This is a genomic window from Nonomuraea insulae, from assembly GCF_042656245.1.
In genome coordinates, this window is record NZ_JBHSPA010000116.1 from 30,859 (window position 1) to 55,287 (window position 24,429).

Annotated in this window: 24 protein-coding genes and 1 pseudogene; 17 read left to right on the forward strand and 8 right to left on the reverse strand. The window is 70.3% G+C overall.

The window, feature by feature from the left end:
• Nucleotides 1-143 precede the first annotated feature (143 nt).
• The 7 genes from ACFPZ3_RS64840 to whiA all read left to right on the forward strand — a co-directional run bounded on the left by ACFPZ3_RS64840 (nt 144) and on the right by whiA (nt 7,054).
• Nucleotides 144-548, forward strand: coding sequence for a Rieske (2Fe-2S) protein (locus ACFPZ3_RS64840; RefSeq protein WP_379524352.1), 405 nt, complete (start codon nt 144-146; stop codon nt 546-548).
• Nucleotides 549-651: 103 nt separating this feature from the next.
• Nucleotides 652-1,107, forward strand: coding sequence for a Rieske (2Fe-2S) protein (locus ACFPZ3_RS64845; RefSeq protein ID WP_379524353.1), 456 nt, complete (start codon nt 652-654; stop codon nt 1,105-1,107).
• A 76-nt stretch (nt 1,108-1,183) separates the two neighbouring features.
• Nucleotides 1,184-1,603, forward strand: a complete 420-nt coding sequence (locus ACFPZ3_RS64850; RefSeq protein ID WP_379524354.1) for a Rieske (2Fe-2S) protein — start codon at nt 1,184-1,186, stop codon at nt 1,601-1,603.
• A 100-nt stretch (nt 1,604-1,703) separates the two neighbouring features.
• Nucleotides 1,704-3,608: an excinuclease ABC subunit UvrC gene (uvrC, locus tag ACFPZ3_RS64855; protein ID WP_379524448.1), complete on the forward strand. Its 1,905-nt coding sequence runs from the start codon at nt 1,704-1,706 to the stop codon at nt 3,606-3,608.
• Between the two features lie 49 nt (nt 3,609-3,657).
• Nucleotides 3,658-4,524, forward strand: coding sequence for an RNase adapter RapZ (gene rapZ / locus ACFPZ3_RS64860; RefSeq protein WP_379524355.1), 867 nt, complete (start codon nt 3,658-3,660; stop codon nt 4,522-4,524).
• Between the two features lie 560 nt (nt 4,525-5,084).
• Nucleotides 5,085-6,002, forward strand: a complete 918-nt coding sequence (locus tag ACFPZ3_RS64865; RefSeq protein ID WP_379524449.1) for a gluconeogenesis factor YvcK family protein — start codon at nt 5,085-5,087, stop codon at nt 6,000-6,002.
• Between the two features lie 71 nt (nt 6,003-6,073).
• Nucleotides 6,074-7,054 (forward strand): DNA-binding protein WhiA, encoded by a 981-nt coding sequence (whiA, locus tag ACFPZ3_RS64870; RefSeq protein ID WP_379524356.1) that lies wholly within the window; start codon nt 6,074-6,076, stop codon nt 7,052-7,054.
• 563 nt (nt 7,055-7,617) lie between these two features.
• Here whiA and ACFPZ3_RS64875 read toward each other — a convergent pair.
• Nucleotides 7,618-8,235, reverse strand: a complete 618-nt coding sequence (locus tag ACFPZ3_RS64875; RefSeq protein WP_379524357.1) for a hypothetical protein — start codon at nt 8,233-8,235, stop codon at nt 7,618-7,620.
• Between the two features lie 184 nt (nt 8,236-8,419).
• Between ACFPZ3_RS64875 and gap the strand changes: the two genes are divergently transcribed.
• From gap to ACFPZ3_RS64900, 5 genes are all read left to right on the forward strand, one after another.
• Complete coding sequence (gap, locus tag ACFPZ3_RS64880; protein WP_379524358.1) at nt 8,420-9,424, forward strand: type I glyceraldehyde-3-phosphate dehydrogenase; 1,005 nt, start codon at nt 8,420-8,422, stop codon at nt 9,422-9,424.
• A gap of 26 nt (nt 9,425-9,450) precedes the next feature.
• Nucleotides 9,451-10,647, forward strand: coding sequence for a phosphoglycerate kinase (locus ACFPZ3_RS64885; RefSeq protein WP_379524359.1), 1,197 nt, complete (start codon nt 9,451-9,453; stop codon nt 10,645-10,647).
• Nucleotide 10,648: 1 nt separating this feature from the next.
• Nucleotides 10,649-11,434, forward strand: a complete 786-nt coding sequence (tpiA, locus tag ACFPZ3_RS64890) for a triose-phosphate isomerase (RefSeq protein WP_379524360.1) — start codon at nt 10,649-10,651, stop codon at nt 11,432-11,434.
• 95 nt (nt 11,435-11,529) lie between these two features.
• Complete coding sequence (gene secG, locus ACFPZ3_RS64895; RefSeq protein ID WP_379524361.1) at nt 11,530-11,760, forward strand: preprotein translocase subunit SecG; 231 nt, start codon at nt 11,530-11,532, stop codon at nt 11,758-11,760.
• Between the two features lie 74 nt (nt 11,761-11,834).
• The gene (locus ACFPZ3_RS64900) at nt 11,835-12,179 is read left to right on the forward strand and encodes an RNA polymerase-binding protein RbpA (protein WP_379524362.1); all 345 of its coding nucleotides are present in this window, start codon (nt 11,835-11,837) and stop codon (nt 12,177-12,179) included.
• Between the two features lie 53 nt (nt 12,180-12,232).
• On the opposite strand, the gene ACFPZ3_RS64905 is transcribed toward ACFPZ3_RS64900, so the two are convergent.
• Together ACFPZ3_RS64905 and ACFPZ3_RS64910 are read right to left on the reverse strand one after the other, a co-directional pair.
• Nucleotides 12,233-13,834 (reverse strand): amidohydrolase, encoded by a 1,602-nt coding sequence (locus ACFPZ3_RS64905; protein WP_379524363.1) that lies wholly within the window; start codon nt 13,832-13,834, stop codon nt 12,233-12,235.
• A gap of 12 nt (nt 13,835-13,846) precedes the next feature.
• Complete coding sequence (locus ACFPZ3_RS64910; protein ID WP_379524364.1) at nt 13,847-15,217, reverse strand: NAD(P)/FAD-dependent oxidoreductase; 1,371 nt, start codon at nt 15,215-15,217, stop codon at nt 13,847-13,849.
• A 94-nt stretch (nt 15,218-15,311) separates the two neighbouring features.
• Between ACFPZ3_RS64910 and ACFPZ3_RS64915 the strand changes: the two genes are divergently transcribed.
• On the forward strand, nt 15,312-16,334 hold the full coding sequence (locus ACFPZ3_RS64915; protein ID WP_379524365.1) for a GNAT family N-acetyltransferase: 1,023 nt from the start codon (nt 15,312-15,314) through the stop codon (nt 16,332-16,334).
• A 54-nt stretch (nt 16,335-16,388) separates the two neighbouring features.
• Here the strand turns inward: ACFPZ3_RS64915 and ACFPZ3_RS64920 are convergent.
• A pseudogene (locus ACFPZ3_RS64920) lies at nt 16,389-16,925 on the reverse strand (Clp protease N-terminal domain-containing protein); the annotation flags it as partial.
• 74 nt (nt 16,926-16,999) lie between these two features.
• On the opposite strand from ACFPZ3_RS64920, the gene ACFPZ3_RS64925 reads away from it, so the two are divergent.
• The 3 genes from ACFPZ3_RS64925 to ACFPZ3_RS64935 are packed head-to-tail and all read left to right on the forward strand — an operon-like array spanning nt 17,000 to nt 19,255.
• Complete coding sequence (locus ACFPZ3_RS64925) at nt 17,000-17,761, forward strand: hypothetical protein (RefSeq protein WP_379524366.1); 762 nt, start codon at nt 17,000-17,002, stop codon at nt 17,759-17,761.
• A 40-nt stretch (nt 17,762-17,801) separates the two neighbouring features.
• Nucleotides 17,802-18,671 (forward strand): oxidoreductase, encoded by an 870-nt coding sequence (locus tag ACFPZ3_RS64930; protein ID WP_379524367.1) that lies wholly within the window; start codon nt 17,802-17,804, stop codon nt 18,669-18,671.
• A gap of 11 nt (nt 18,672-18,682) precedes the next feature.
• A complete protein-coding gene (locus tag ACFPZ3_RS64935) occupies nt 18,683-19,255 on the forward strand; it encodes a TetR/AcrR family transcriptional regulator (RefSeq protein WP_379524368.1) in 573 nt (190 codons plus the stop codon).
• Nucleotides 19,256-19,258: 3 nt separating this feature from the next.
• Here ACFPZ3_RS64935 and ACFPZ3_RS64940 read toward each other — a convergent pair whose 3' ends face one another.
• Nucleotides 19,259-20,005 carry a class I SAM-dependent methyltransferase gene (locus ACFPZ3_RS64940; protein ID WP_379524369.1) on the reverse strand — a complete coding sequence of 249 codons (747 nt, stop codon included), beginning with the start codon at nt 20,003-20,005 and terminating at the stop codon, nt 19,259-19,261.
• Nucleotides 20,006-20,103: 98 nt separating this feature from the next.
• On the opposite strand from ACFPZ3_RS64940, the gene add reads away from it, so the two are divergent.
• Nucleotides 20,104-21,123: an adenosine deaminase gene (add, locus tag ACFPZ3_RS64945; protein WP_379524370.1), complete on the forward strand. Its 1,020-nt coding sequence runs from the start codon at nt 20,104-20,106 to the stop codon at nt 21,121-21,123.
• Between the two features lie 12 nt (nt 21,124-21,135).
• Here the strand turns inward: add and pgl are convergent, their stop codons facing one another.
• From pgl to zwf, 3 genes are read right to left on the reverse strand one after another with little or no spacing between them, the layout of a single operon-like run.
• Entirely contained in the window at nt 21,136-21,909 is a 774-nt protein-coding gene (gene pgl, locus ACFPZ3_RS64950) for a 6-phosphogluconolactonase (RefSeq protein WP_379524371.1), read from the reverse strand.
• 2 nt (nt 21,910-21,911) lie between these two features.
• Nucleotides 21,912-22,826 carry a glucose-6-phosphate dehydrogenase assembly protein OpcA gene (locus ACFPZ3_RS64955; protein WP_379524372.1) on the reverse strand — a complete coding sequence of 305 codons (915 nt, stop codon included), beginning with the start codon at nt 22,824-22,826 and terminating at the stop codon, nt 21,912-21,914.
• Nucleotides 22,827-24,428, reverse strand: a complete 1,602-nt coding sequence (gene zwf, locus ACFPZ3_RS64960) for a glucose-6-phosphate dehydrogenase (RefSeq protein ID WP_379524373.1) — start codon at nt 24,426-24,428, stop codon at nt 22,827-22,829.
• Nucleotide 24,429 lies beyond the last annotated feature (1 nt).

Consider the following 24,429-nt stretch of genomic DNA (forward strand, 5'->3'; position numbering starts at 1 on the left):
TCTTCCGCTGACCGTGCGCCTACCACCCGCTGACCGGACCGAGGGGGTGCGTCAATAAAGTTGAAGCCAGGTAACACCTCCGGGGGGCAAAGGCGACACGGGGGACGGGCGCAGACAACAGTTATGGATCGGGGGGCGGAGCCATGTCCGAAAACGGGGTGGGACGTCGGGAAATGCTCGGCGTGGCGGGGGTCGCGGCGTGCGGGCTGGCGCTGACCGCCTGCGGCACAGGGGGAGCCGAGGCCAAGCCGAGCCTCAAGGGCAAGGTCCTGGCGAAGACGGCCGACGTGCCCGTGGGCGGCGGCAAGCTGATCGAGGACCTGAAGGTCGTGGTGACGCAGCCCACGCAGGGCGTCTACAAGGCCTTCAGCGCGGTCTGCACCCACAAGGGCTGCCAGGTCGGCACCCCCAAGGACAACGTCATCAGGTGCGCCTGCCACGGCAGCGAGTTCGCCGCCGACAGCGGCAAGGCCACCAAGGGACCGGCCTCCGCGCCGCTGGCCTCCTTCCAGGTGAAGGCCGAGGGCGACGGAATCGTGGTCGTCTGAACAGGTATTAGTGCGTAGTCACCCGGATTGGCCTCAGACACGCTGAACCAGCGCGAGGGCGCGGGCCGTAACTGAAGTGAAAGCCAATCTGGGAGGATGCACCATGACGGAAACGACGCGGCGGACGGTTGTGTTCGGTGCAGGGAGCGCCGGGCTCGCGGCCGTACTGACGGCCTGCGCGAGCTACGGGTCGCCGACGACCGAGGCGAGCGCGGAGCCACCGACCGAGGATGAGGCGTCGTCCGCGGCTCCCAAGAAGAAGAAGAGCGCCCCGAAGGCGCTGGCCGACGCCAGCGACATCCCCGAAGGTGGCGGGAAGGTCTTCGAGAAGCAGAAGATCGTGGTGACGCAGCCGACCGCGGGGGAGTTCAAGGCGTTCACGGCGGTCTGCACCCACCAGGGCTGTACGGTCGCCAGCGTCTCGAACCAGACGATCAACTGCCCTTGCCACGGCAGCAAGTTCAACATCACGGACGGCTCCGTGGCCAACGGCCCGGCGAGCGACCCGCTTGAGGAGAAGAAGATCAAGGTGGACGGCGACAAGATCAGGCTCGCTTGACGAACGTCTCATGATTTTCTCACCTGGGTGCGCTTGGGTGAGGCGCATGGGACAAGACCTACAGAGCCGCAGGGCGGTGTTCGCAAGCGCCGGAGCGGGTGGCCTGGCGCTGGCGATCACCGCGTGCAGCGGCGGCACCGACACCGCGCAGACAGCGGGAACCGGCACAGACTCAAGCGCCACGGCATCGAGCGCGCCGCAAGCAGCCGGCGGCGCACTGGCCAAGACCGCTGACATCCCCGTTGGGGGCGGCACGGTCTTCAAGGATCAGAAGATTGTGGTGACACAGCCCACAGAGGGCGAATTCAAGGCGTTCAGCGCGGTCTGTACGCACAAGGGCTGCTCGGTCGGCAGCGTCGAGGGCGGCGCCATCGTGTGCCCGTGCCACGGCAGCAAGTTCGGCGTCGCCGACGGCGCGGTCACGGCGGGCCCGGCCGAGAAGCCGCTGCCGGCCCAGGAGATCAAGGTGGAGGGCGACCAGATCATGCTGGCGTAGCCGGGGTGCGCCCGCCGTACATTCGCGAGGAGTACGGCGGGCAACCTTGTCGGTAGGGGCTACTAGGCTGGTTAACGTGGCTAGATCAGCGGGCAGCACCTTGAGTTTCCGGCCCAAGCCGGGTTCGATTCCCGAGTCCCCGGGGGTCTACCGGTTCAGGGACGCGCACGGCCGCGTGATCTACGTCGGTAAGGCCAAGAGCCTGCGGCAGCGGCTCAATTCATACTTCGCCGACTTCTCGGCCCTGCATCCGCGCACGCAGTCGATGCTGACCACGGCCGCCGACGTCGACTGGACGGTCGTCGGCACCGAGGTGGAGGCGCTGCAGCTCGAATACTCCTGGATCAAGGAGTTCGACCCGCGCTTCAACGTCAAATACCGGGACGACAAGTCCTACCCCTACCTCGCGGTGACCATGGGCGAGGACTTCCCGCGTGTGCAGGTCATGCGCGGCGCCAAGCGCAAGGGCACCCGTTACTTCGGGCCCTACTCCCACGCCTGGGCCATCCGCGAGACCGTCGATCTGCTGCTGAGGGTCTTCCCGGTGCGCACGTGCAGCGCCGGGGTCTTCAAGCGGGCCGGGCAGATCGGCCGGCCCTGCCTGCTCGGCTACATCGACAAGTGCTCGGCGCCCTGCGTCGGCCGGGTCACCCCCGAGGAGCACCGCGACCTGGCCGAGGACTTCTGCGACTTCATGGCCGGCAACACCACCCGCTTCATCAAGCGGCTGGAGAAGGACATGCGCGACGCCGCCGGAGAGCAGGAATACGAGCGGGCGGCCCGGCTGCGCGACGACATCCAGGCGCTGCAGCGGGCGCTGGAGAAGCAGGCCGTCGTGCTCGGCGAGGGCACCGACGCCGACGTCATCGCGCTGGCCGAGGACCCGCTCGAAGCCGCCGTCCAGGTCTTCTACGTACGCGGCGGCCGCATCCGCGGGCAGCGCGGCTGGGTCGTCGACAAGGTCGAGGAGACCAGCCCGGGCGAGCTCGTCGAGCAGTTCCTGCTGCAGATGTACGCAGAGGCCAGCCCCGACTCGATGCCCCGGGAGGTGCTCGTGCCCGTGCTGCCGCCCGACGACGAGGCGGTCGCCGAACTGCTGACCGAGCAGCGCCGCGCCCGCGTCGAGGTGCGCGTGCCGCAGCGCGGCGACAAGAAGTCGCTGATGGAGACCGTCGAGCGCAACGCCAAGGAGTCGCTCGCCCAGCACAAGGTCCGCCGCGCCAGCGATCTGACCACCCGCAGTAAGGCGCTGCAGGAGATCGCCGACGCGCTCGACCTCGACCAGGCGCCGCTGCGCGTCGAGTGCTACGACGTCTCCCACCTTCAGGGCGAGAACGTCGTGGCCTCGATGGTGGTGTTCGAGGACGGCCTGGCGCGCAAGAGCGAATACCGGCGCTTCGCCGTCAAGACCAAGGAGGGCGACGTCGCCTCGATCCACGAGGTGATCATGCGCCGGTTCCGCCGCTATCTGGAGGAACGCTCCGCCACGGGCGAACTGGCGGCCGACGACGACGGCGGATCAGGGCCCATCGACCCTGAGACGGGCAAGCCGCGCAAGTTCGCCTACCCGCCCAACCTCCTCGTGGTCGACGGCGCGGGCCCGCAGGCCGCCGCCGCGCAGCGCGCGCTCGACGAGCTCGGCATCGACGACGTGTCCGTGTGCGGGCTGGCCAAGCGGCTGGAGGAGGTGTGGTTGCCCGGCGATGATCAGCCGGTGATCATGCCTCGTTCAAGTGAGGGTCTCTACCTGCTGCAACGGGTGAGAGACGAGGCACATAGGTTCGCCATCACCTACCATCGTTCCAAGAGGTCAAAGACGGTGAAGGAGAGCGCGCTCGACAGCGTGCCCGGCCTCGGGCCGGCGCGCAGGCAGGCGCTGCTCAAGCACTTCGGCTCCGTGAAGAAGCTGCGCGAGGCCACTGCCGCCGAAATCTGCGAGGTTCCCGGCATCGGCCCGTCCATCGCCGAGGTCATCGTGTCGACGCTGAAGGGAGAGTCACCTTGATCTCGCCAGGATGCCAGGGTGTTCACGCCAAACGGCTGGGGGTGAGGAGATGAGCACCGAGCCGGCGTTCGTCATCGTCACCGGCATGTCCGGGGCGGGTCGCAGCACCGCTGCCAAGGCACTTGAGGATCTGGGCTGGTTCGTCATCGACAACCTGCCGCCCGGGCTGCTGTTCGCGATGGCCGAGGAGGCGGGCAAGGTCAAGCTGGCCGCCGACAAGGTGGCCGCCGTCGTCGACGTGCGCAGCCTGGCCTTCACCACCGATCTGAACGCGGCCATCGAGGAGCTCGAAGGGCGCGGCGTACGCGTTCGGGTGGTGTTCCTCGAGGCCAGCGACGAGGAGCTGGTGCGCAGGTTCGAGAACGTCCGCAGGCCCCACCCCCTCCAGGGCGAGGGGCGGCTCGTCGACGGGATCACCCGCGAGCGGGGGATCCTGCGGGAGGTGCGCGCCAACGCCGACCTGGTGATCGACACCTCCTCGCACAACGTCCACGACCTGCGCAACAAGATCGTCGCCTACTTCGGCGGCGAGGACCGGCCTGGGCTGCGGCTCAACGTGGTGTCGTTCGGGTTCAAGTACGGCCTGCCCGTCGACGCCGACCTGGTGGTCGACTGCCGGTTCCTGCCCAACCCGCACTGGGTGCCCGAGCTGCGGCCGATGAACGGGCTCGACGCCGCGGTCAGCGACTACGTGCTCGGGCAGCCGGGGGCCAAGGAGTTCCTCGACGCCTACGAGGAGGTCCTGCGGGTGGTCGCGGCCGGATATGCGCGCGAGGGCAAGAGCTATGCGACGCTTGCGGTGGGTTGCACCGGTGGCAAGCACCGTAGCGTGGCCATGGCCGAGCAGGTCGCCGCTCGCCTGCGCGACCGCGGGATGGAGGTCCAGGTGAGCCATCGGGATGTGGGGCGGGAGTGACCTATGACGGTTTCGAAGGTGCTCTGCCTTGTTCGCGGGAATCGGATGGTGTGCCGGTAGGTGACGGCTCGCCTTCGAGCCTCGCGCCGGGATCGCACGTCCCGGTCCGTGAGTTCGCCACCGTCCTGGAGGCGCTGGTGAGGGCGGATGGGATCGAGGGCGAGATGCGGGATGCCGCCGGGGGGCCTGACGTGCCTGGAGATGCGGGTGCGCGTGGTGGGGACGCGACGGCGTCCGGCCTGGAGTCTGGCGGAGACGCGACGGTGTCTGGGCTGGGGCGCGGTGGTGATGTGACGGCGTCCGGCCGGGAGCATGGCGGAGGCGCGAGGGCGTCCGGCCGGGAGAGTGGCGGAGGCGCGAGGGCGTCCGGCCGGGAGAGTGGCGGCGGGCGTGGAGATGCGACGACGTGCGGTGGGACGGGCGGGGAGGCTGTGCCGCCGAGGCCGGAGGCTTGTGACGGGGTCGTGGTGAACGGGGCCGAGGGGCACGTGCCGGAGGACGCCGGGACGCAGGAAGAGGACGTTGCTGGTGAGGCGCAGCGGCCCGGGTTCGGTCCGTCGGTGGTGGCGCTGGGCGGCGGCCACGGGCTGTACGCGTCCCTGTCGGCGTTACGGATGGTCACCGACCGGTTGACCGCCGTGGTGACCGTCGCCGACGACGGCGGGTCCAGCGGCCGGTTGCGCCGGGAGCTCGGTGTGCTGCCGCCCGGCGACCTGCGCATGGCGCTGGCCGCGCTGTGCGGCGATGACGAGTGGGGCAGCACCTGGAGCGAGGTGGTGCAGCACCGCTTCCGCAGCGAGGGCGACCTGCACGGGCACGCCGTCGGCAACCTGCTGATCGTGGCGCTGTGGGAACTGCTCGGCGACCCCGTGGCCGGTCTCGACTGGGTCGGGCGGCTGCTGGGCGCGCACGGCCGCGTGCTGCCGATGGCCTCCGTGCCGCTCGACATCGTGGCCGAGGTGGAGCTCGATGGCGTCATCTCCACCGTACGCGGACAGGTGGCCTGCGCCCTGACCCCCGGCCGCGTACAGGCGATCTCCCTCGTGCCCGAGGACCCCCCGGCGCGGCCCGAGGCGGTCACGGCGGTGCTGGAGGCCGACTGGGTGGTGTTCGGGCCCGGTTCGTGGTTCACCAGCGTGCTGCCGCACCTCAAGGTGCCCGAGCTGGCCAGGGCGCTGCACTCCACCAGGGCCAAGCGGCTCGTCACGCTCAACCTGGCCCCCCAGCCGGGCGAGACGGACGACTTCTCCCCCCAGCAACATCTGGAGGTTCTCAGACAACACGCTCCCGATATGTCGATCGACATCGTGCTCGCCGACACCGGTGTGGTGGACGACCCGGACGCTCTGGAGAAGGCCGCCGCCGCGTTCGGCGCCCGGCTCGTCATGGCCGATGTGGCCGCCGCCGACGGCTCCGCGAGGCATGACCCACGACGTCTTGCCTCCGTCCTGGACGAGATTTTCCTCTCGAAGCGTTGATCCTGGTCGGCGTTGCGCGAAGGTGCGAGAGACTCAAAGGAGCCGGTCTGAATGGGGGAGAGGACTAACGCATGGCGATGACAGGTGTGGTGAAAGACGAACTGAGCCGCCTGCCGGTGCTCAAGCCGTGCTGCCGCAAGGCGGAGGTTTCGACGCTGCTGCGGTTCGCCAGCGGCCTGCACCTGGTGGGCGGGAGAATCGTGATCGAGGCCGAACTCGACACCAACGCCACCGCGCGGCGGTTGATCAAGGACATCGGCGAGGTGTTCGGGCACAAGGCGGAGGTGCTCGTGCTCGCGCCCGCCGGGCTGCGCAAGGGCTCGCGCTACGTCGTACGCGTCTACCGCGACGGCGAGGCGCTGGCCCGCCAGACGGGGCTCATCGACAACCACGGCCGTCCCGTACGCGGTCTGCCCCGCCAGGTGGTGGCGGGGGCGGCCTGCGACGCGGAGGCCGCCTGGCGTGGCGCCTTCCTGGCGCACGGTTCGCTGACCGAGCCAGGGCGGTCGATGTCGCTGGAGGTCACCTGCCCGGGGCCTGAGGCGGCGCTGGCGCTGGTGGGCTCGGCGCGGCGGCTGAAGATCCACGCCAAGGCGCGCGAGGTGCGCGGCGTGGACCGGGTCGTGGTGCGCGACGGTGACGCGATCAGCGCGCTGCTCACCCGGCTCGGGGCGCACGACAGCGTCCTGGCCTGGGAGGAACGCAGGATGCGCCGCGAGGTACGTGCCACCGCCAATCGGCTGGCCAACTTCGACGACGCCAACCTGCGGCGTTCCGCGCGGGCCGCGGTGGCGGCGGGGGCACGGGTGCAGCGGGCGCTGGAGATCCTCGGCGACGAGGCTCCCGAGCATCTGGTGGTGGCCGGGCGGCTGCGGGTGGAGCACAAGCAGGCTTCACTGGAGGAGCTGGGGCAGATCGCCGATCCGCCGCTGACCAAGGACGCGATCGCCGGGCGGATCCGGCGGTTGCTGGCTATGGCCGACAAGCGGGCCTGCGATATGGGGATTCCCAACACTGAGGCCAATCTCACAGTGGACATGCTCGCCCCGTGAGCCCCCGTGGGGGGTGAACGGCCTTCGTGGAGGGTCCCCAGCGGGGTGAACGGCCCTTGCGACGGGTGGCGTCGCGGGGTGGCCCTGTGCCGGGTGGCGTCGCGCCGGGTGGCCCTGTGCCGGGTGGCGCCGTGACGGGTGACACGCTGCCGCGCGACCGTGCCGCGCGACGGGGCGCCGTAGCGGGACGCCGTGGCGGGTGGCGCGCTATTGCGCGACCGTGTCGCGGCGGTGAGCGGTGCGGTGCCGCCCGGCGACCGCGCGCAGTGCCGTGTAGTGGCGCGCTGGTGTGTGGTTGAGACCGCACGTGGCTGTCGGCGTGTGCGTCGGACATGGCGCACCGGCGTGTGCGCGTCGAACGTGGCGTGTCAGCGTGTGCACGTCGGACATGGCGCACCGGTGTGCGCAGGGTCGGACGTGGGGGTGTCCGCCGTGTGCGAGGCCGGACGTGGCGCACCGCCATGTGCGCGGGGTTCGGACGTGGGGGGTGTCCGCCGTGTGCGGGGCCGGATGTGGCGCGTTGGCACGTGCGGGGTTGTGCCGTGGGGAGGGTGGCGCCGGGGTCAGTCCTTGGCCGGGTTGCGGGGGGTGAACATGTCGGCCGTGGGCTTCGGGGTGGGCTGCTGCGCGGGCTCGAACGGGGCCCGGTACTCCGGCTCCTGCGACTCCTCGGCGGAGGAGTCGGCGCGCTGTGCCCTGCGTACGCGTACGACCCGGAGGGTGAGCAGGGCGAAGGCGGCCAGGGCGGCGACGGCGATGTACAGCCACGCCGCCCACGTCTCGGCCGGCGGCTCCCGGTACAGCGACAGCGCGTCCTGCAGGCCCGCGTTGAACGTGGGCAGGTTGACGTCCCCCAGGTCGGCGGGGGTGTCGTGGTCGGCGCCCAGCATGATGGAGGAGCCGGTGACCTGGCCGGCCATCACGGCGCCGCCCGCGAACAGGGCCGCGAACGGGAGCAGGACGAGGCTGCCCGGGCGTACGGCGCCGATCGCGAACGCGACCACGACGGCGATGAGGAGCGACAGCGCCAGCGAGATGGGCAGGCCGCCCCCGAACGACATGACCGCCTCCGGCAGGCTCTGCTGGAACAGGACGGCCGCCCCCAGGCCCACCGCGCAGATAAGTGCGGCCAGCAGGCCTACGATGAGTCCGGACAGCAGGCCGGACCGCTTATGTGACATCTCAGCCCCCAGAGAATGCACGAATTTACTCCGACGAGTCGGGCACTTTACTCGAACCTCGCAAAACGTGTCGCCAGAACGCCGATTCGGAGGGCGGTACCTGCAGTGGTCTAAACCAATTTAGGTCCGATAAGGTTCGTGGTTGAGGTTCCAGCCCGCCATCTGTTCGAGGAGATCGGTTCCCGTGAGCATCCGCGTAGGCGTCAACGGCTTCGGCCGCATCGGTCGCAACTTCTGGCGCGCTGTCGCCGCCAGCGGCAAGGACATCGAGATCGTCGCGGTCAACGACCTGACCGACAACGCGACGCTCGCTCACCTGCTGAAGTACGACAGCATCCTCGGCCGCCTGCCCTACGAGGTGAAGGCTTCGAGCGACGAGATCGCCGTCGACGGCAAGGCGATCAAGGTGTTCGCGGAGCGCGACCCGGGCAAGCTGCCCTGGGGCGACCTCGGCGTCGACGTCGTGCTGGAGTCCACGGGCCTGTTCACCGACGCCAACAAGGCCAGGGTGCACGCCGACAACGGCGCGAAGAAGGTCATCATCTCCGCCCCGGCGAAGAACGAGGACTTCACCGTCGTCATGGGCGTCAACGACGGCGACTACGACCCGGCCAGGCACACGATCATCTCCAACGCCTCCTGCACCACCAACTGCCTGGCGCCGATGGCCAAGGTCCTTCACGACACCTTCACGATCGAGAAGGGTCTGATGACCACCATCCACGCCTACACGCAGGACCAGAACCTGCAGGACGGCCCGCACAAGGACCTGCGCCGCGCCCGCGCCGCCGCCCTCAACGTGGTGCCCACCTCCACCGGCGCCGCCAAGGCCATCGGCCTGGTCCTGCCCGAGCTCAAGGGCAAGCTCGACGGCTTCGCCATGCGGGTGCCGATCCCCACCGGCTCGGCCACCGACCTGACCGTCGACGTCAGCCGTGACGTGACCGTCGAGGAGGTCAACGCCGCGGTCAAGGCCGCCGCCGAGGGCCCGCTCAAGGGCATCCTCAGCTACACCGAGGACGAGATCGTCTCCTCCGACATCGTGACCGACCCGTCCTCGTGCGTCTTCGACTCCGGTCTCACCAAGGTCATCGGCAACCAGGTCAAGGTCGTCGGCTGGTACGACAACGAGTGGGGCTACTCCAACCGCATCGCCGACCTGATCGAGCTGGTCGGCCGCGGGCTCTGAGACCCGCAGGAACAGGGAGCATGAGCATGCGCACGCTCGATGATCTCGACGTGAAGGGGCGGCGCGTGCTCGTGCGCGCCGACCTCAACGTCCCCCTCGACGGGGGGGCGATCAGCGACGACGGCCGCATCCGGGCGTCGGTGCCGACCATCAAGACCCTGGTCGGCCGGGGCGCGAAGGTCGTCGTCTGCGCCCACCTGGGCAGGCCGAAGGGCCAGGTCGACCCGAAATACTCGCTCGGGCCCGTGGCCGCGCGGCTCGGCGAGCTGCTCGGCCAGGACGTGGCCTTCGCCACCGACGTGGTCGGCGAGAGCGCCGTGAGCACGGTCGAATCGCTCCAGGACGGCCAGGTGGCCCTGCTGGAGAACCTGCGTTACGAGCCGGGCGAGGAGTCCAAGGACGACGCCGAGCGCGGCGCGTTCGCGGCGAAGCTGGCCGGGCTGGCCGAGCTCTACGTCGGCGACGGCTTCGGCGCGGTGCACCGCAAGCACGCCAGCGTCTACGACGTGCCCAAGCTGCTGCCGCACGCGGCGGGCGGGCTGGTCGAGGCCGAGGTCGAGGTGCTGCGCAGGCTGACCGAGAACACCGAGCGGCCCTACGTGGTGGTGCTGGGCGGCGCCAAGGTCTCCGACAAGCTCGGGGTCATCGCCAGCCTGCTGACCAAGGTCGATCGGCTGCTGATCGGCGGCGGCATGGCCTACACCTTCCTCAAGGCCCAGGGCCACGAGGTCGGCAAGTCGCTGCTCCAGGAGGACCAGCTCGACCAGGTGCGCGGCTTCCTCGACGAGGCCGGGCGGCGGGGCGTCGAGCTGGTGCTGCCCGTCGACGTGCTGGCGGCGGTCACCTTCGCCGCCGACGCCGAGCACGCCGTGGTCGAGGCCACGGCCATCCCGGCCGACCGGGAGGGGCTCGACATCGGGCCGAAGACGCGTGAGCTGTTCGCCACCAAGCTGGCCGACGCCAGGACGGTGTTCTGGAACGGGCCGATGGGCGTGTTCGAGTTCGACGCGTTCTCCGGTGGCACCAGGGCGGTGGCCGAGGCGCTGATCGCCAGGACCCGCGAGGGCGCACTCACCGTGGTGGGCGGCGGCGACTCGGCGGCGGCCGTACGCGGGCTGAAGCTGCCCGAGGACGGTTTCTCCCACATTTCCACCGGTGGCGGGGCCAGCCTCGAATACCTTGAGGGCAAGACCCTCCCCGGACTCGCGGCCCTGGAGGACTGAGTTGACGCAGCGGAAGCCGCTCATCGCCGGCAACTGGAAGATGAACCTCAACCACTTCGAGGCCATCTCGCTGGTCCAGAAGCTGGCCTTCGCACTCAACGACAAAGACTTCGACAAGGTCGAGGTCGCCGTCCTGCCCCCGTTCACCGACCTGCGCAGCGTCCAGACCCTGGTCCACGGCGACAAGCTCAGGATCGTCTACGGCGCCCAGGACCTGTCCCAGCACGACGGCGGCGCCTACACCGGCGAGGTGTCGGGCGCCATGCTGGCCAAGCTGGGCTGCACCTACGTGACGATCGGCCACTCCGAGCGCCGCCAATACCACGGCGAGGACGACGACCTGGTCAACGCCAAGGTGCAGGCCGCCTACCGGCACTCGCTGACCCCCATCCTGTGCGTGGGAGAGGGGTTGCTGGTGCGTCAAGAGGGGGGCCACATCGCGCACTGTTTCGGCCAACTCGACGGAGCCCTGCGCAAAGTCACCGCCGAGCAGGCAAAATCGATAGTGGTGGCCTACGAGCCGGTGTGGGCGATCGGCACCGGCGAGGTGGCCACCCCGGAGGACGCCCAGGAGGTCTGTGGAGCGTTGCGAGTCAGACTCGCTGAGCTCTACGACTCCGAAGTGGCCGCCGGGATCCGTATCCTTTACGGAGGCTCGGTCAAGTCGGGGAACGTGGCAGGGATCATGGCTCAGCCGGATGTCGACGGTGCGCTCGTGGGTGGTGCCAGCATCGACGCCGCGGAGTTTGCGAAGATCTGCCGATTCTCCGATATGCCCGGCAACTGAGCCGTTCTGGGGGTGCGACTTGACATCAGGCCGTACCCTCAAGAGGCAAGTTTGAATCGTCACGCGTATCAGAGCACTGAAGGAACAGGCATACCGTGGAAATCGGAATCTCCATCGCCCTCATCCTGGCGAGCTGTCTCATGATCCTGCTCGTCCTGCTCCACAAGGGCAAGGGTGGTGGCCTGTCTGACATGTTCGGCGGCGGTTTCTCGTCGAACTTCGGTGGTTCCTCGGTGGTGGAGCGCAACCTCGACCGGCTGACCGTCATCACGGGCACGGTCTGGTTCGTCTGCATCATCGCTCTCGGCCTGCTCATGAGGCCCTGAGCACACAAGTTAACGCGTGACAGTGATTCTCCCCCCGTGTCTGTACGCGGGGCGATCGAGCGAGGAGTTCATCCGTGGGTAGTGGCAACGCGATCCGTGGCAGCCGAGTCGGCGCCGGCCCGATGGGGGAGGCCGAGCGTGGCGAGGCGGCTCCGAGAGTGCGGGTAGCGTTCTGGTGCGCCAACATGCACGAGACGCGCCCCAGCTTCGCCAGCGACGCGGCGGTCCCGGAGATGTGGGACTGCCCACGTTGCGGCCTCCCGGCCGGACAGGACGAGGAGGCCCCGCCTGCCCCGCCGAAGAACGAGCCGTACAAGACGCACCTGGCTTACGTGAAGGAGCGCAGGAGCGACAAGGACGGCAAGGCGATCCTCGAGGAGGCACTGGAGCGCCTGCGCAACAACAAGTCCCCCTGGTAGCTCGCGCGAAGCCGAAGGGGCCCGGGGAGTTCCCCCGGGCCCCTTCGGCGTGCTCAGGGCCGTTCGTGGACCGGCTCGCCGTCCACGAACGTCATCCGCACCCCCGTCGTCCAGATCTCGCCGGGCGGGAGCGCGAACGGGTCGCGGTCCAGCACCACCAGGTCGGCTGGGCGGCCCGGCTCGATGAGCCCGGCAGGGGAGCGGTTGATCCAGGCCGAGCCGGCGGTGTACGCGGTCATGGCGGTCGCCAGGTCGATGCGCTGGCCGGGCAGGAACGGGGTCTGCGCGGTCGGGTAGCCCGCGTGCACGGAACCGCCCGGTTCCGTACGGTTGACCGCCACGTGCATGCCCTGCAGCGGGTCGGCGCTCGAGACCGGCCAGTCGCTGCCCGCGCAGCAGCGGGCGCCGTGCGCCAGCAGGTCGGCGAAGGGATATTGCCACGACGAGCGCGGCTCGCCCAGGAACGGCAGCGTCAGCTCGTCCATCTGCGCGTGGTGCGTGGCCCACAGCGGCTGCAGGTTGGCCGTGACGCCCAGGGCGGCGAAGCGCGGCACGTCGGACGGCTCGATGATCTGCAGGTGGGCGATGTGGTGCCGGTTGGCCGGATCGGTGCCCTCGAAGGCGTCCAGGGCCTCGCGCACCGCCCGTTCGCCGATGGCGTGGAAGTGCACCTGGAAGCCGTGCCGATCCAGCTCGCCGACGTATTCGCGCAGCTTGTACGGATCCACGTACGACAACCCCGTGCCCCCGCACAGGCAGTAGGGCTCCAGCGTCGCGGCGGTGAAGTTCTCCGTGATGCCATCCTGCATGATCTTGATCGAGGTGGCGCTGAACCGGTCGAGCCCCTCGGCCGAGGCCCGGCGGGCGATCAGGTCCTCGATCTGCTCCAGCCCCCGCGTCCTGTCCCACCACAGCGCGCCCACCACGCGCGCCCGCAGCAGCCCGGAGCGGGCCGCCGCCACGTAGGTGGGCAACTGGTCGCCGGAGCCCGCGTAGGAGCCCACGATGGCGTCCTGCCAGCCCGTGACGCCCAGCGAGAACAGGTATCGCTGCGCGTCCGCCAGCGCGTCCTGGAGGTCCTGGGCGGTCGGGCGGGGGGTGAGCAGGCCGACGAGGTCCATCGCGCCCTCGTGCAGGACCCCGGTCGGAGCGCCGTCCGCGTCGCGCTCGATGCGGCCGTCGGCGGGGTCGGGGGTGCCGCGGGTGATGCCGGCGCGTTCGAGGGCGCGCGTGTTGACCCAGGCGGCGTGGTGGTCGCGCTGGATCAGATAGGCGGGACGGTCGAGGAAGTCGATCTGCTCGCGGTGCGGAAGGCCACCGGGAAATGCCGACATGTCCCAGCCGCCGCCATCAATCCACTCTTTATCAAGATTCTTTGCGGCATAGTCCGCGATCTTTTCTATGTACGTCTCAAGCCCAAAATCCTCGGACAAATCGCACTTTGCTCGTTCGAGGCCCGCCTGAACCGGATGCATATGCGCGTCCGTGAAACCGGGCACCAGCAGAGCGCCGTTCAGATCGACCGTCTCGTGGACCTGCCGCGCCAGGTCCCTCTCCGATCCCACGGCGGCGATCACGCCGTCCCGCACCAGCACGGCCTCGGCCGTGACGCCCCTCGGGGTGAAGACACGACCGCCTCGGAAGAGCATGTTCATCGGCTCATTGTGTCAGTGACCAGTGATGAGATCGGCGAAGCGGGCCAGGGCCGAGGTGCGCGGCATCGTGCGCTCACGGTGGTCGGCCAGCCGGTAGAGGCGGTACATCGTGTGCACCCCCAGCCAGCGCAGCGGCTCGGGCTCCCACGGGCGCACCCGGCGGCCCACCCACGGCAGCGAGGTCAGCTCGCTCTCCTCGCCGAGGATCAGGTCCCGCAGCGTGCGGCCGGCCAGGTTCGTCGTGGTCACGCCGTGGCCCGTGTAGCCGCCCGCCCAGCCCAGGCCCGTGGCCGGGTCAACGTGCACGGTCGAGCACCAGTCGCGCGGCACCCCCAGCACGCCCGACCAGGCGTGCGCGACCGAGGAGGAGCGGGCGGCGGGGAAGAAGTCGGTCAGCAGCCGCCACAGGGCGTCGACGGTCCACTCGTGCGTGTGGCCGCGGGCGTCGACGCGTGAGCCGTACAGGTAGGGGCGGCCTCGTCCGCCGAAGGCGATGCGGTCGTCGGCGGTGCGCTGGGCGTACATGTAGTAGTGGGCCATGTCCCCCAGCAGTTCCGCGCCGCGCCAGCCGACCTCGTCCCAGAACGACGCGGGGAGCGGCTCGGTGACGATCATGGAGCTGTTCATCGGCAGCCACTGCCTGCGCGAGCCGCGCAGGCGGGCCGTGAAGCCCTCGGTCGCGCGGATCACGTGGCCGGCCGACACCGTCCCGTACGGGGTGAGCGCCCGGTGCGGAGTGATCTCGGTCACCGGGGTGCGCTCGTAGATGGGGACGCCGAGGTCGCGTACGGCCCTGGCCAGCCCCTGGGCCAGTTTGGCGGGCTGGATGCGGGCGCAGTGGGGGCTCCAGGAGGCCGTCAGAGCCCCGGAGACGCGTACGTGGTCCGCTGGGTCCACCAGGTGGAGATCGGGCTCCTCGATGCCCCAGGAGCGGGCCACAGCCACAGTCTCGCGCAGCCGGCCGGCCTGGGCGGGGGTGCGGGCCACGTTCATGACGCCGCCCTTGACCAGGTCGCAGTCGATGGACTCCTTCTCGCAGACCGCGATGACCTCGTCGATCGAGGCGTACATGGCGCGCTGGAGCCGCCGCGCGTCCTCGCCGTAGCGTTCGTGCGAGCCGGCCAGGTCGCCGGTCAGCCAGCCGCCGTTGCGCCCAGAAGCGCCGAATCCGGCGAACTCCTGCTCCAGTACGACCACCTGGAGGGACGGGCGGGCCCGTTTGAGGTAGTACGCGGTCCACAGGCCCGTGTAACCCGCGCCGACGACGGCCACATCGGCCTGGAGGTCGCCGCCGAGCCGGGGACCGGGGGTCGGCAGGCCGGCGGCCCGGTACCAGAAGGAGACATCGCCGTTCACAAACGCAGGCGACAAAGAGGCACTCATAGCGACATATCCTCCTATATCGGGATAAGTCGGTCTACGCAATGTAAACACGTCGTTAGCGGGCGTGTAACAGCAGCCGGGCATGCTGGTGTGCATGGGATTCTTGCGCATCCGCACCACGGTGGACGAGCGACCCGGCCGTCTGGCCTCGCTGGCCGCGGCCCTGGCAGCCAGGGGTGGCAACATCCTCGGCCTGAGCGTACAGTCCGACGCCGACGGCACCGTCGACGAGTTCGTCGCCGACATCCCGGCCCATCCGGAGACGGTGCGCGAGGCTCTCGAGGCGGCCGGCGGCCGCCGCGTCCAGGTGGTGCCCGCCACCGCCCACGAGCTGACCGACGAGCCCACCAGGGCGCTGCTGCTGGCCTCCCGGCTGCGCTCGATGCCGTGGCGGCTGCCGGAGCTGCTGGCCGAGCTGCTGCGCGCGGACGACGCCCGCTGGATCTACGGTGAATCCGTGAGTGATCTTCCCGACCCGACCCTGCTCATCGTGCCGGTCGCGCCCAGGCGCGCGGTCCGGCTGCGCCGCACCGAGCTGGCGTTCACGCTGACCGAGGCGGCCAGGGCGGCCTCGTTCGCCAGGCTCGCCCAGCCCGCCACCGAGCAGAGCGCCGCCGAGCGCGGGGTCAAGCTCGCCGACGGCGCCGAGGTCGCCGTGCGGCCGCTCACCTCGATCTACCGCGAGGCCGTGCGCGACCTGCACGACAGGTGCTCGCCGGAGTCGCGCAGGTTCCGCTACTTCACCTCGATGCCCGCGCTGCCGCCGCGCATGTTCGACAAGCTCTGCGACAGGAGCAGGGGATACTCGCTGGTCGCGGGGTACGACGGCCAGGTCGTCGGGATGGCGAACCTGCTGTTCACCCCCGACCCCGGCATCGCGGAGATGGCCTTCCTGGTCGAGGACCGCTGGCAGGGGCGCGGTCTGGGCACGGCGATGGCCAGGATTCTGGTGCGGGCGGCCCGCGACCTCGGGTACGCCGAGGTCAGGGCCACCATGTTGTCCGACAACGCCCGGATGCGCAGGCTGCTGATCTCCCTGGGCGCCACGCTGGCCTACACCGAGGACCCCGGTGTGGTCGAGGCGCGGCTGCCGGTCGGGACGATGGCCTCAGCCTAGGCCGGCCTCGTCGTCGCCCATCGTGTCCGCGGGCGGCTCCTCGCGCTGGATGCCCAGGTGGCGTTCGATGCGCTCCAGGCTCTCCTGGATCTGCGTGAGCCGCTCGCTCAGCACGGAGCCGCCGGCGAAGAACATCTCGGTGGGGCGTTCCTTGGAGCCGCGGCCCACCCGGTCGAGCACGCGCTGGCGTACGTCGGCCAGGTCCGTGCCCGCGTCCACGAGCGCCTGGGCGGCCAGCCCCTCGCCCTCCCTGATCAGGCCGAGCAGGATGTGCTCGGTGCCGATGTAGTTGTGCCGGAGTTGCAGAGCCTCGCGCAGCGACAGCTCCAGGACCTTCTTGGCCCGCGGCGTGAACGGGATGTGCCCGCCGGGCGACTTGGCGCCGCGGCCCACCTCTCGCTCGACGAACGCGCGTACGTGGCCGAGCTCCACGCCGCAGCTGTCGAGCACCAGTGAGGCCAGGCCCTCACCCTCGTGGATGAGGCCCAGCAATATGTGTTCCGTGCCGATGTAGTTGTGGCTCATCATCCGCGCCTCCTCCTGAGCGAGGACGACGACCCTGCGCGCACGGTCGGTGAAGCGTTCGAACACCGGGAGGCCTCCGTTCGGCTGGGGCTGTCTCCACTATGCGCTAGAAACTCGGGCGAGTGGGGTATTTGTCCTGTGTGGATCTTGACGAGGTGGCGGATCGCCTCTACGCGCTGCCGCCGTCCGAGTTCACCGCCGCACGTGCGGCGGAGGCCGCAGCGGCCAAGGACGCGGGCGACGTGCCCCTTGCGCGCGACATCGCGAAACTACGCAGGCCCACGGTCTCCGCCTGGGCGGTGAACCGGCTCGCCCGCGAGCATCCAGGCGAGCTGGCCGAGCTCCTCGAGGTGGGGGAGCGGCTGCGCGCGGCCTGGCAGGAGCAGGACGCCGGCGAGCTGGCCGGGCTGACCCAGCGCCGCGGCGAGATCGCGGGAAAGGTGGGCAGGCTCGCCAGGCAGGCGGCCGGCCTGTCTCCCGCGGCCGGGACCGAGGTGGACCAGACGCTGGACGCCGCCGTCGTGGACGCCGAGGCCGCCGCGGAGGTGCGCCGCGGCCATCTGGTCAAGCCACTTCAGTACAGCGGTTTCGCGCCCGCGCCCATCGCGCGCGGGCGGCCGCCCGCCAAGAGGAAGACGACTCCCGAGGACGAGGAGGCCGAGGCCAGGAGGCGCGAGGAAGCCGAGGCCAGGAAGGCCAAGGAACGCGAGGAGGCCGAGGCGGCGCACCGGGAGTGGCAGGCGGAGCTGGAGACGGCGCGCAAGGAGCACGACGAGCGCGCGGAGAAGGTGGGGCTGCTGGAGAAGAAGCTGGCCAAGGCGCGCAAGAAGCTCGGCGAAGCCCGGCAGCGGCTGGAGGTCACGCAGCGGGAGGAGCGGCACGCGCGGCAGCGGCTAGGCTAAGGTGTACGAAACGGTTTCGTACACCTGCTGAGGAGTGGCGATGACGAAGTGGACCCCCGCCTCCATTCCCGACCTGACCGGCAAGACGGCGGTCGTGACCGGCGCCAACAGCGGCATCGGCCTGCCCACCGCGCTGGAGCTGGCCCGGCACGGCGCGCACGTCGTCGTCGCGGCACGCGACCAGGGCAAGGGCGAGGAGGCGGTCGCGCGGATCCTGCGGGCCGTGCCGGACGCGCGGGCCGAGTACGGGAGGCTCGACCTGGCGGACCTGGCCTCGGTCAGGCGCTTCGCCGGGACCGTGCGGAAGGTGGACCTGCTGATCAACAACGCCGGCGTCGCCATGCTCCCCAGACGGGAGACCAGGGACGGCTTCGAGATGCAGTTCGGCACCAACCACCTGGGCCACTTCGCGCTCACCGGGCTGCTGCTGCCGCGGCTGGCCGCCAGTCCCGGGGCCCGCGTCGTGACCGTGTCCAGCGACGCGCACGCAGCGGGCAGGATCGACTTCGACGACCTGGGCATGGAACGCCGCTACGGCCGCGTCTCCGGCTATGCGCGCTCCAAGCTCGCCAACCTGCTGTTCACCGGGGAGTTGCAGCGGCGGGCCGCGAAGGCGGGCGTGGACCTGACGAGCGTGGCCACCCACCCAGGGGCCACGGCCACCAGGATCGTCAAGCTGGGGCCGCTCCAGCCGCTCATGGGCCTGATCTTCCAGTCGCCCGAGGCGGGCGCCGTGCCCTCGCTCTACGCCGCCACCTCGCCCGACGTGCGCGGTGGTGAGTTCTTCGGTCCGAAGCTCAAGTTGCTCCAGCCCTCGGAGCGGGCCCGGTCGGAGGAGCTGGCCGCGCGCCTGTGGGAGGTGTCCACGGAGCTGACGGGCGTACGATTCGAGGAGTTCGCCAACCGCTGAAGGACGTGCACGTGGCTCCACTCGACCCTGGGCGTGACAGGGCCATTCTCGACGCCACGATGGAGTTGTTGTCCGAGGTCGGCTACGACCGCATGACGGTCGACCAGATCGCCAAGCGGGCCAGGGCCAGCAAGGCCACCATCTACCGGCGCTGGGCGGGCAAGCCCGAGCTGGTGGTGGACGTCATCTGCCGGCGCTTCGACATGGACGCGCCGCCGGGGGAGGACACCGGGTCGCTGCGCGGCGACCTGTGCTCGACCTTCCGCGGGTTGTGCGAGGCGGTGGAGCGCAAGCACACGGTCGTCATCGGGCTGTCCTCGACGCTGGTGTCCAACCAGGAGCTGGCGCGCACGCTGCGGGCCCACATGCCGGCCAAGAACCACGGCGACGTGGGCGCGCTGCTCGATCGGGCCGTCAAGCGCGGCGAGCTCGCCCGGTCCGTCGATCCCGGGCGGTTGTTCGGGCTGGCCGAGGCGCTGGTGTGGCACCGCATGATCTTCCTGGGGCCGCCGTTCGACGAGGCGTTCGTGCAGGAGTCGGTGGACGGCGTGCTCATGCCGGTGGTCAGCGCCTGGGCGTCCTGAGGCTCACCTGGTCGCCGTGGCCAGGTGGGCGCAGACGGGAAACCCCTCTCGCTCGTACGGCGCCGCCAGCCGCAGGTAGTGGCCCCTGATGCGCTCGACGACCTCGGGCGGCTGACAGCCGATCACCCCGAACCGGGGCCCGCCCGCCCGCACCACGTGCGTCCACCACGCCGCGAGATCCGCCTGGTGTCGCCACCTGACGCTCTCCACGCTCGCCTCCCTGAACCCGGCCCCCGCCATCAGGGCGGTGAAGCGCTGGGGCGTGTCGTGGGAGGCGAAGGGCCGGACCGGGGGATCGTAGGGGACCTGGGCGGCGGCGATGGCCTCGGCGAAGACGTTGGTGGCGGTCATCTCATCCGCCTTCCACCAGGTCAGGGCGATCGTGCCGCCGGGGCGCAGCACGCGGTGCAGCTCGCTGAGCGCCTCAGGCGTGTCAGGCACGTGATTGATGACGAAATTTCCCGCTATCACGTCGAACTGCTCGTCCTCGAACGGCAGCTCGGGGAGCGCGGCCAGCCGGATGGTCGCGTACGGATGCCGCCGGGCGATCAGCTCCAGCATGCCGGGATCGGCGTCCACGGCCGTGACCTCGGCGCCCAAGGCCAGCGCCGCGGCCGTCACCACCCCGGTGCCGCAGCCCACGTCCAGCAGGCGCGGCGCGCGGTTTCTGCCCGCCGAGGCGAGGAGGGGGCCGACGGTGTGGGAGGTGAGGTGGGCGAAGCCGCGATCGTACGCTTCGGCGTTGGTCACGCGGCCCAGCCTAACCCAGCCGCCGAACTTAACATTCTGATGTGAAATTACGGCCTAAAGCCTGTTCTTTCACGAAATGTCGCCCTTATCGTCTCCGCATGACCATCGACGCCTTCATCGACGCACTGCCCAAGGTCGAGCTGCACGTCCACCTCGTGGGCTCGGCCTCGGTCCCGACCGTGCTGGAACTGTCGCGCCGCCACCCCGGCAGCCAGGTCCCCGTCACGGAGCAGGAGCTGCGGCGCTTCTACACCTTCACCGACTTCCCGCACTTCGCCCGGGTCTACCAGGCCGTCAACGCGCTGGTCCGCGAGCCCGAGGACGTGGCGACCCTGGTGCTCGGCCTGGCCCGCGACCTCGCCCCCCAGGGCGCCCGGTACGTGGAGCTGCAGGTCACCCCGTACGCCCACCACGTGGTCGGCATGCCCATGCGCGAGGTCACCGAGGCCCTGGACCTGGCCGCCAGGCGCTCGCTGACCGACCACGGGGTGGAGATGGCCTACATCTTCGACATCCCCGGCGAGTTCGGCGAGGAGGCCGCCAAGGTGACCCTGGAACACGCCCTGCGGGAACCTCCCGCCGCGCTGGTAGGTTTCGGCATCGGCGGAATCGAACAGGAGCGTGCGAAGTTCCGGGACGTGTACCGTTCCGCGTTCTCGGCCGCCCGGGCCGCCGGCCTGCACAGCGTCCCCCACGGCGGGGAGATGAGCGGCCCCGAGACGATCTGGGAGGTCATCGAGGGCTACGGCGCCGAGCGCATCGGCCACGGCATCAACTGCCTGTCGGATCCCCGCCTGGTGGCCCACCTGCGCGAGACCCAGCTCCCGCTGGACGTGTGCCCGACCTCCAACCTGTGCACGGGGCAGATCGGCCGCATCGAGGACCACCCGCTGCCCAGGATGCTGGAGGAGGGCCTGTACGTGACCCTGAACAGCGACGACCCGCCCATGTTCGCCACCACGCTGGCCGAGGAGTACCGGGTGGCGTCGCGGGTGTTCGGGTTCGGGAAGGAGAAACTGGCCCTGCTGGCGCGGAACGGGGTGCGCGCCTCCTACCTGGGGGAGGAGCGCAAGCGGGAGCTGGAAGCGGAGATCGACGCGCTGGTCGGGACCGGCTGAGGCCGGCCCCGTTCACGGAGAGGCCATGCGTCCCAGCTGCGGCGGGATCTTGCTCGCCGCCGCCCGGTCCAGCAGGAACAACGTCCGTCCCCGCCCCCTGGCCCCGGCCGCCGGCACCTGCACGGGGCCGGAGTCGGACAGCGCGAGACGTACCGCGCCGGACTTCTCCTCCCCGGCCGCCACCACCCACACCTCGCGCGAGGACTGGATGGCGGGCAGCGTCAGCGTGATGCGCGTCGGCGGCGGCTTCGGCGAGCCGTGCACCGCCACCACCGGGCGGGTGTCGTAGAGCGCGGGCATACCGGGGAACAGCGAGGCCACATGGGCGTCGGGGCCCATGCCGAGCAACATCACATCGAAGCTCGGCACCGGCCCGTGGTCCTCAGGCCTGGCGGACCTGCGCAGCTCGGCGGCGTAGGCGTCGGCCGACTCCTCGGCCGTCATGCCCGAGTCTGGACCGCGCATGACGTGCACCCGCTCCGGGTCCACGTCCACGTGGTCCAGCAGCGCCTCGCGGGCGCCGGTCTCGTTGCGTTCCTTGTCGCCGGCGGGGACGAACCGCTCGTCGCCCCACCAGATGTCCAGGCGCCGCCAGTCCACGGCGTCCCTGGCGGGGGTGGCGGCGATGGCCGCCAGCGTGGCGGTGCCGACCGTGCCGCCCGTCAGCACGATCGACGCCGACCCCTTGGCCGACTGCGCGTCGACCACCCGGGTGATGATCCGCGCCGCCACGGCCTTGGCCAGGACGTCGGCGTCACGGTGCACGACGATGTTGGGAACGCTCACGGTCATCCCTTGTACGTCCTGGCGAACCGCTTGACCGCGGTCTCGTAGATCTCGTCGGTGTCGAGCCTGCGCAGCTCCTCGGACATCAGCTCCGAGGTCTGCCGTCTGGCCAGGGCCACGTTCCTGTCGGGCTGGCCGGGGCGGGAGAGCGTGGCCAGCCGGGCGTCGGTCCTGGCCACCTTGAGCTCGCCGTCGTCGAGCTGCAGGCGTACCGCGGTCAGGCCGGGGCCCTGCGACTCCGCGACCTTGATCGACGCCCCGAGCCGCTCCGACAACCAGGCGGCCAGCAGCGGCGCGCTCGGATTCGCGGCGGAGGCCTCCACGACGCCCTTGCGCACCTTGCCCACGGGCTGGTCGAACGCGGCGGCCAGCAGGCTGCGCCACGGCGTCAGCCGGGCCCAGGCCAGGTCCGTGTCACCGCGGGCGTAGCCCTTGGCCCGGGTCACCAGCGACTTCACGCCGCCGTCGTCGAAGCCCTTGGCGTCGGTGATGCGCCGCTGCGCCAGCGCCCCGATCGCGTCCTTGGACGGCACGTCGGGGGCCGCGCCCGGCCACCAGGCCACCACGGGCGTGTCGGGCAGCAGCAGCGGGCTGACCACGGAGTCGGCGTGCTGGGTGAGCTCGCCGTACAGGCGCAGTATCACGACCTCGCCGGGCGTGTTCTCGCCGATCCGCAGCTCCGCGTCGAGCCTGATGGCCTCGTCGGGCTCACGGTTGATCACCACGATGATGCGCGAGGGGTGCTCGCGGGCCGCCTCGGTGGCCGCGCGCAGCGCGTCGTACTGGTGGCGCTCCTCGCACACCACCACCAGCGTCAGCACCATGCCGATGGCGGGCGCGCCCATCTGGTGGCGCAGGTGCGTGAACTGGGCGGAGATCTTCCCGGCCGTCGTGTCGGTCAGCATGAACGTCGTCATCTAGAGCCTCCTCCACACGCGGCCGTCGCGGGCCATCATGGCGTCGGCCGACTCCGGCCCCCACGAACCGGACTCGTAGCCCTCCGGCTGGCCCTGCGTGGCCCAGAACTCCTCGATCGGGTCGAGGATCTTCCACGACAGCTCCACCTCCCGCTGGTGCGGGAAGAGCGGCGGATCACCGATCATGACGTCGAGCAGCAGCCGCTCGTACGCCTCCGGCGACGACTCCAGGAACGACTCCCCGTAGGCGAAGTCCATGGAGACGTCGCGCACCTCCATCGCCGTCCCCGGCACCTTCGAGCCGAACCGCACCGTGATGCCCTCGTCCGGCTGGACCCGCACCACCAGGGCGTTCTGGCCCAGGATCTCCGTGTCGTCCTTGCTGAAGGGCAGGTGCGGCGCCCGCTGGAACACCACCGCCACCTCGGTCACGCGCCGGCCCAGGCGCTTGCCGGTGCGCAGGTAGAACGGCACCCCGGCCCAGCGCCGGTTGGCGATCTCCAGCTTGACGGCGGCGTAGGTCTCGGTAGTGGACTCCTGCGAGATGCCGTCCTCCTGCAGGTAGCCGACGACCTTCTCGCCGCCCTGCCAGCCCGCCGAGTATTGCCCGCGCGCGGTGTTGAGCCCCAGGTTGGCCGGCAGCCGCACGGCCTTGAGCACCTTCTCCTTCTCCCGCCGCAGCGCGGAGGCGTCGAAGGAGGTCGGGTCCTCCATCGCGACCAGCGCGAGCAGCTGGAGCAGGTGGTTCTGGATCACGTCGCGGGCCGCGCCGATGCCGTCGTAGTAGCCCGCGCGCCCCCCGATGCCGATGTCCTCGGCCATCGTGATCTGCACGTGGTCGACGAAGCTGCGGTTCCAGATGGGCTCGTAGAGGTTGTTGGCGAACCTCAGCGCCATGATGTTCTGGACGGTCTCCTTGCCCAGGTAGTGGTCGATCCTGAAGATCGAGCTCTCCGGGAAGGCCGAGGTGGTGATCTCGTTCAGCTCGTGGGCCGACCGCAGGTCGTGCCCGAACGGCTTCTCGATGACCACCCGCCGCCAGGAGCCGTCGGGAGCCTCGGACAATCCCGTCCGCTTGAGCTGCTCCACCACGGCGGGGAAGAACTTCGGCGGCACGGACAGGTAGAAAGCGTAGTTTCCGCCCGTGCCCCGGGTCTCGTCGATCTCAGCCAAGGCCATGGCCAGCGCGTCGAACGCCCCGTCGTCGGAGAACTCGCCAGGCACGAAATGGATGCCCTCGCGGAGCTGCTTCCAGACCTCCTCGCGGAAGGGCGTCCTGGCATGCGCCTTGACGGCGTCGTGCGTCAACTGGGCGAAATCCTGGTCCTTCCAATCGCGCCGGGCGAACCCGACCAGCGAGAATCCGGGCGGTAGCAGCCCACGGTTCCCCAGGTCGTAAATCGCCGGCAACAGCTTGCGCTTGGCCAGGTCACCCGTCACGCCGAACAACACCATCACACACGGTCCCGCCACCCGGGGCAGCCGCTTGTCACGCGGATCACGCAACGGGTTGGCGGCCGCGACCTCCAAGGTGGTGGCTGTGCCCGCGACGGCCGCCGCCACGGTGACGGCTTCCTCCGCGGGTGCTGCCGGTTCTGTCATC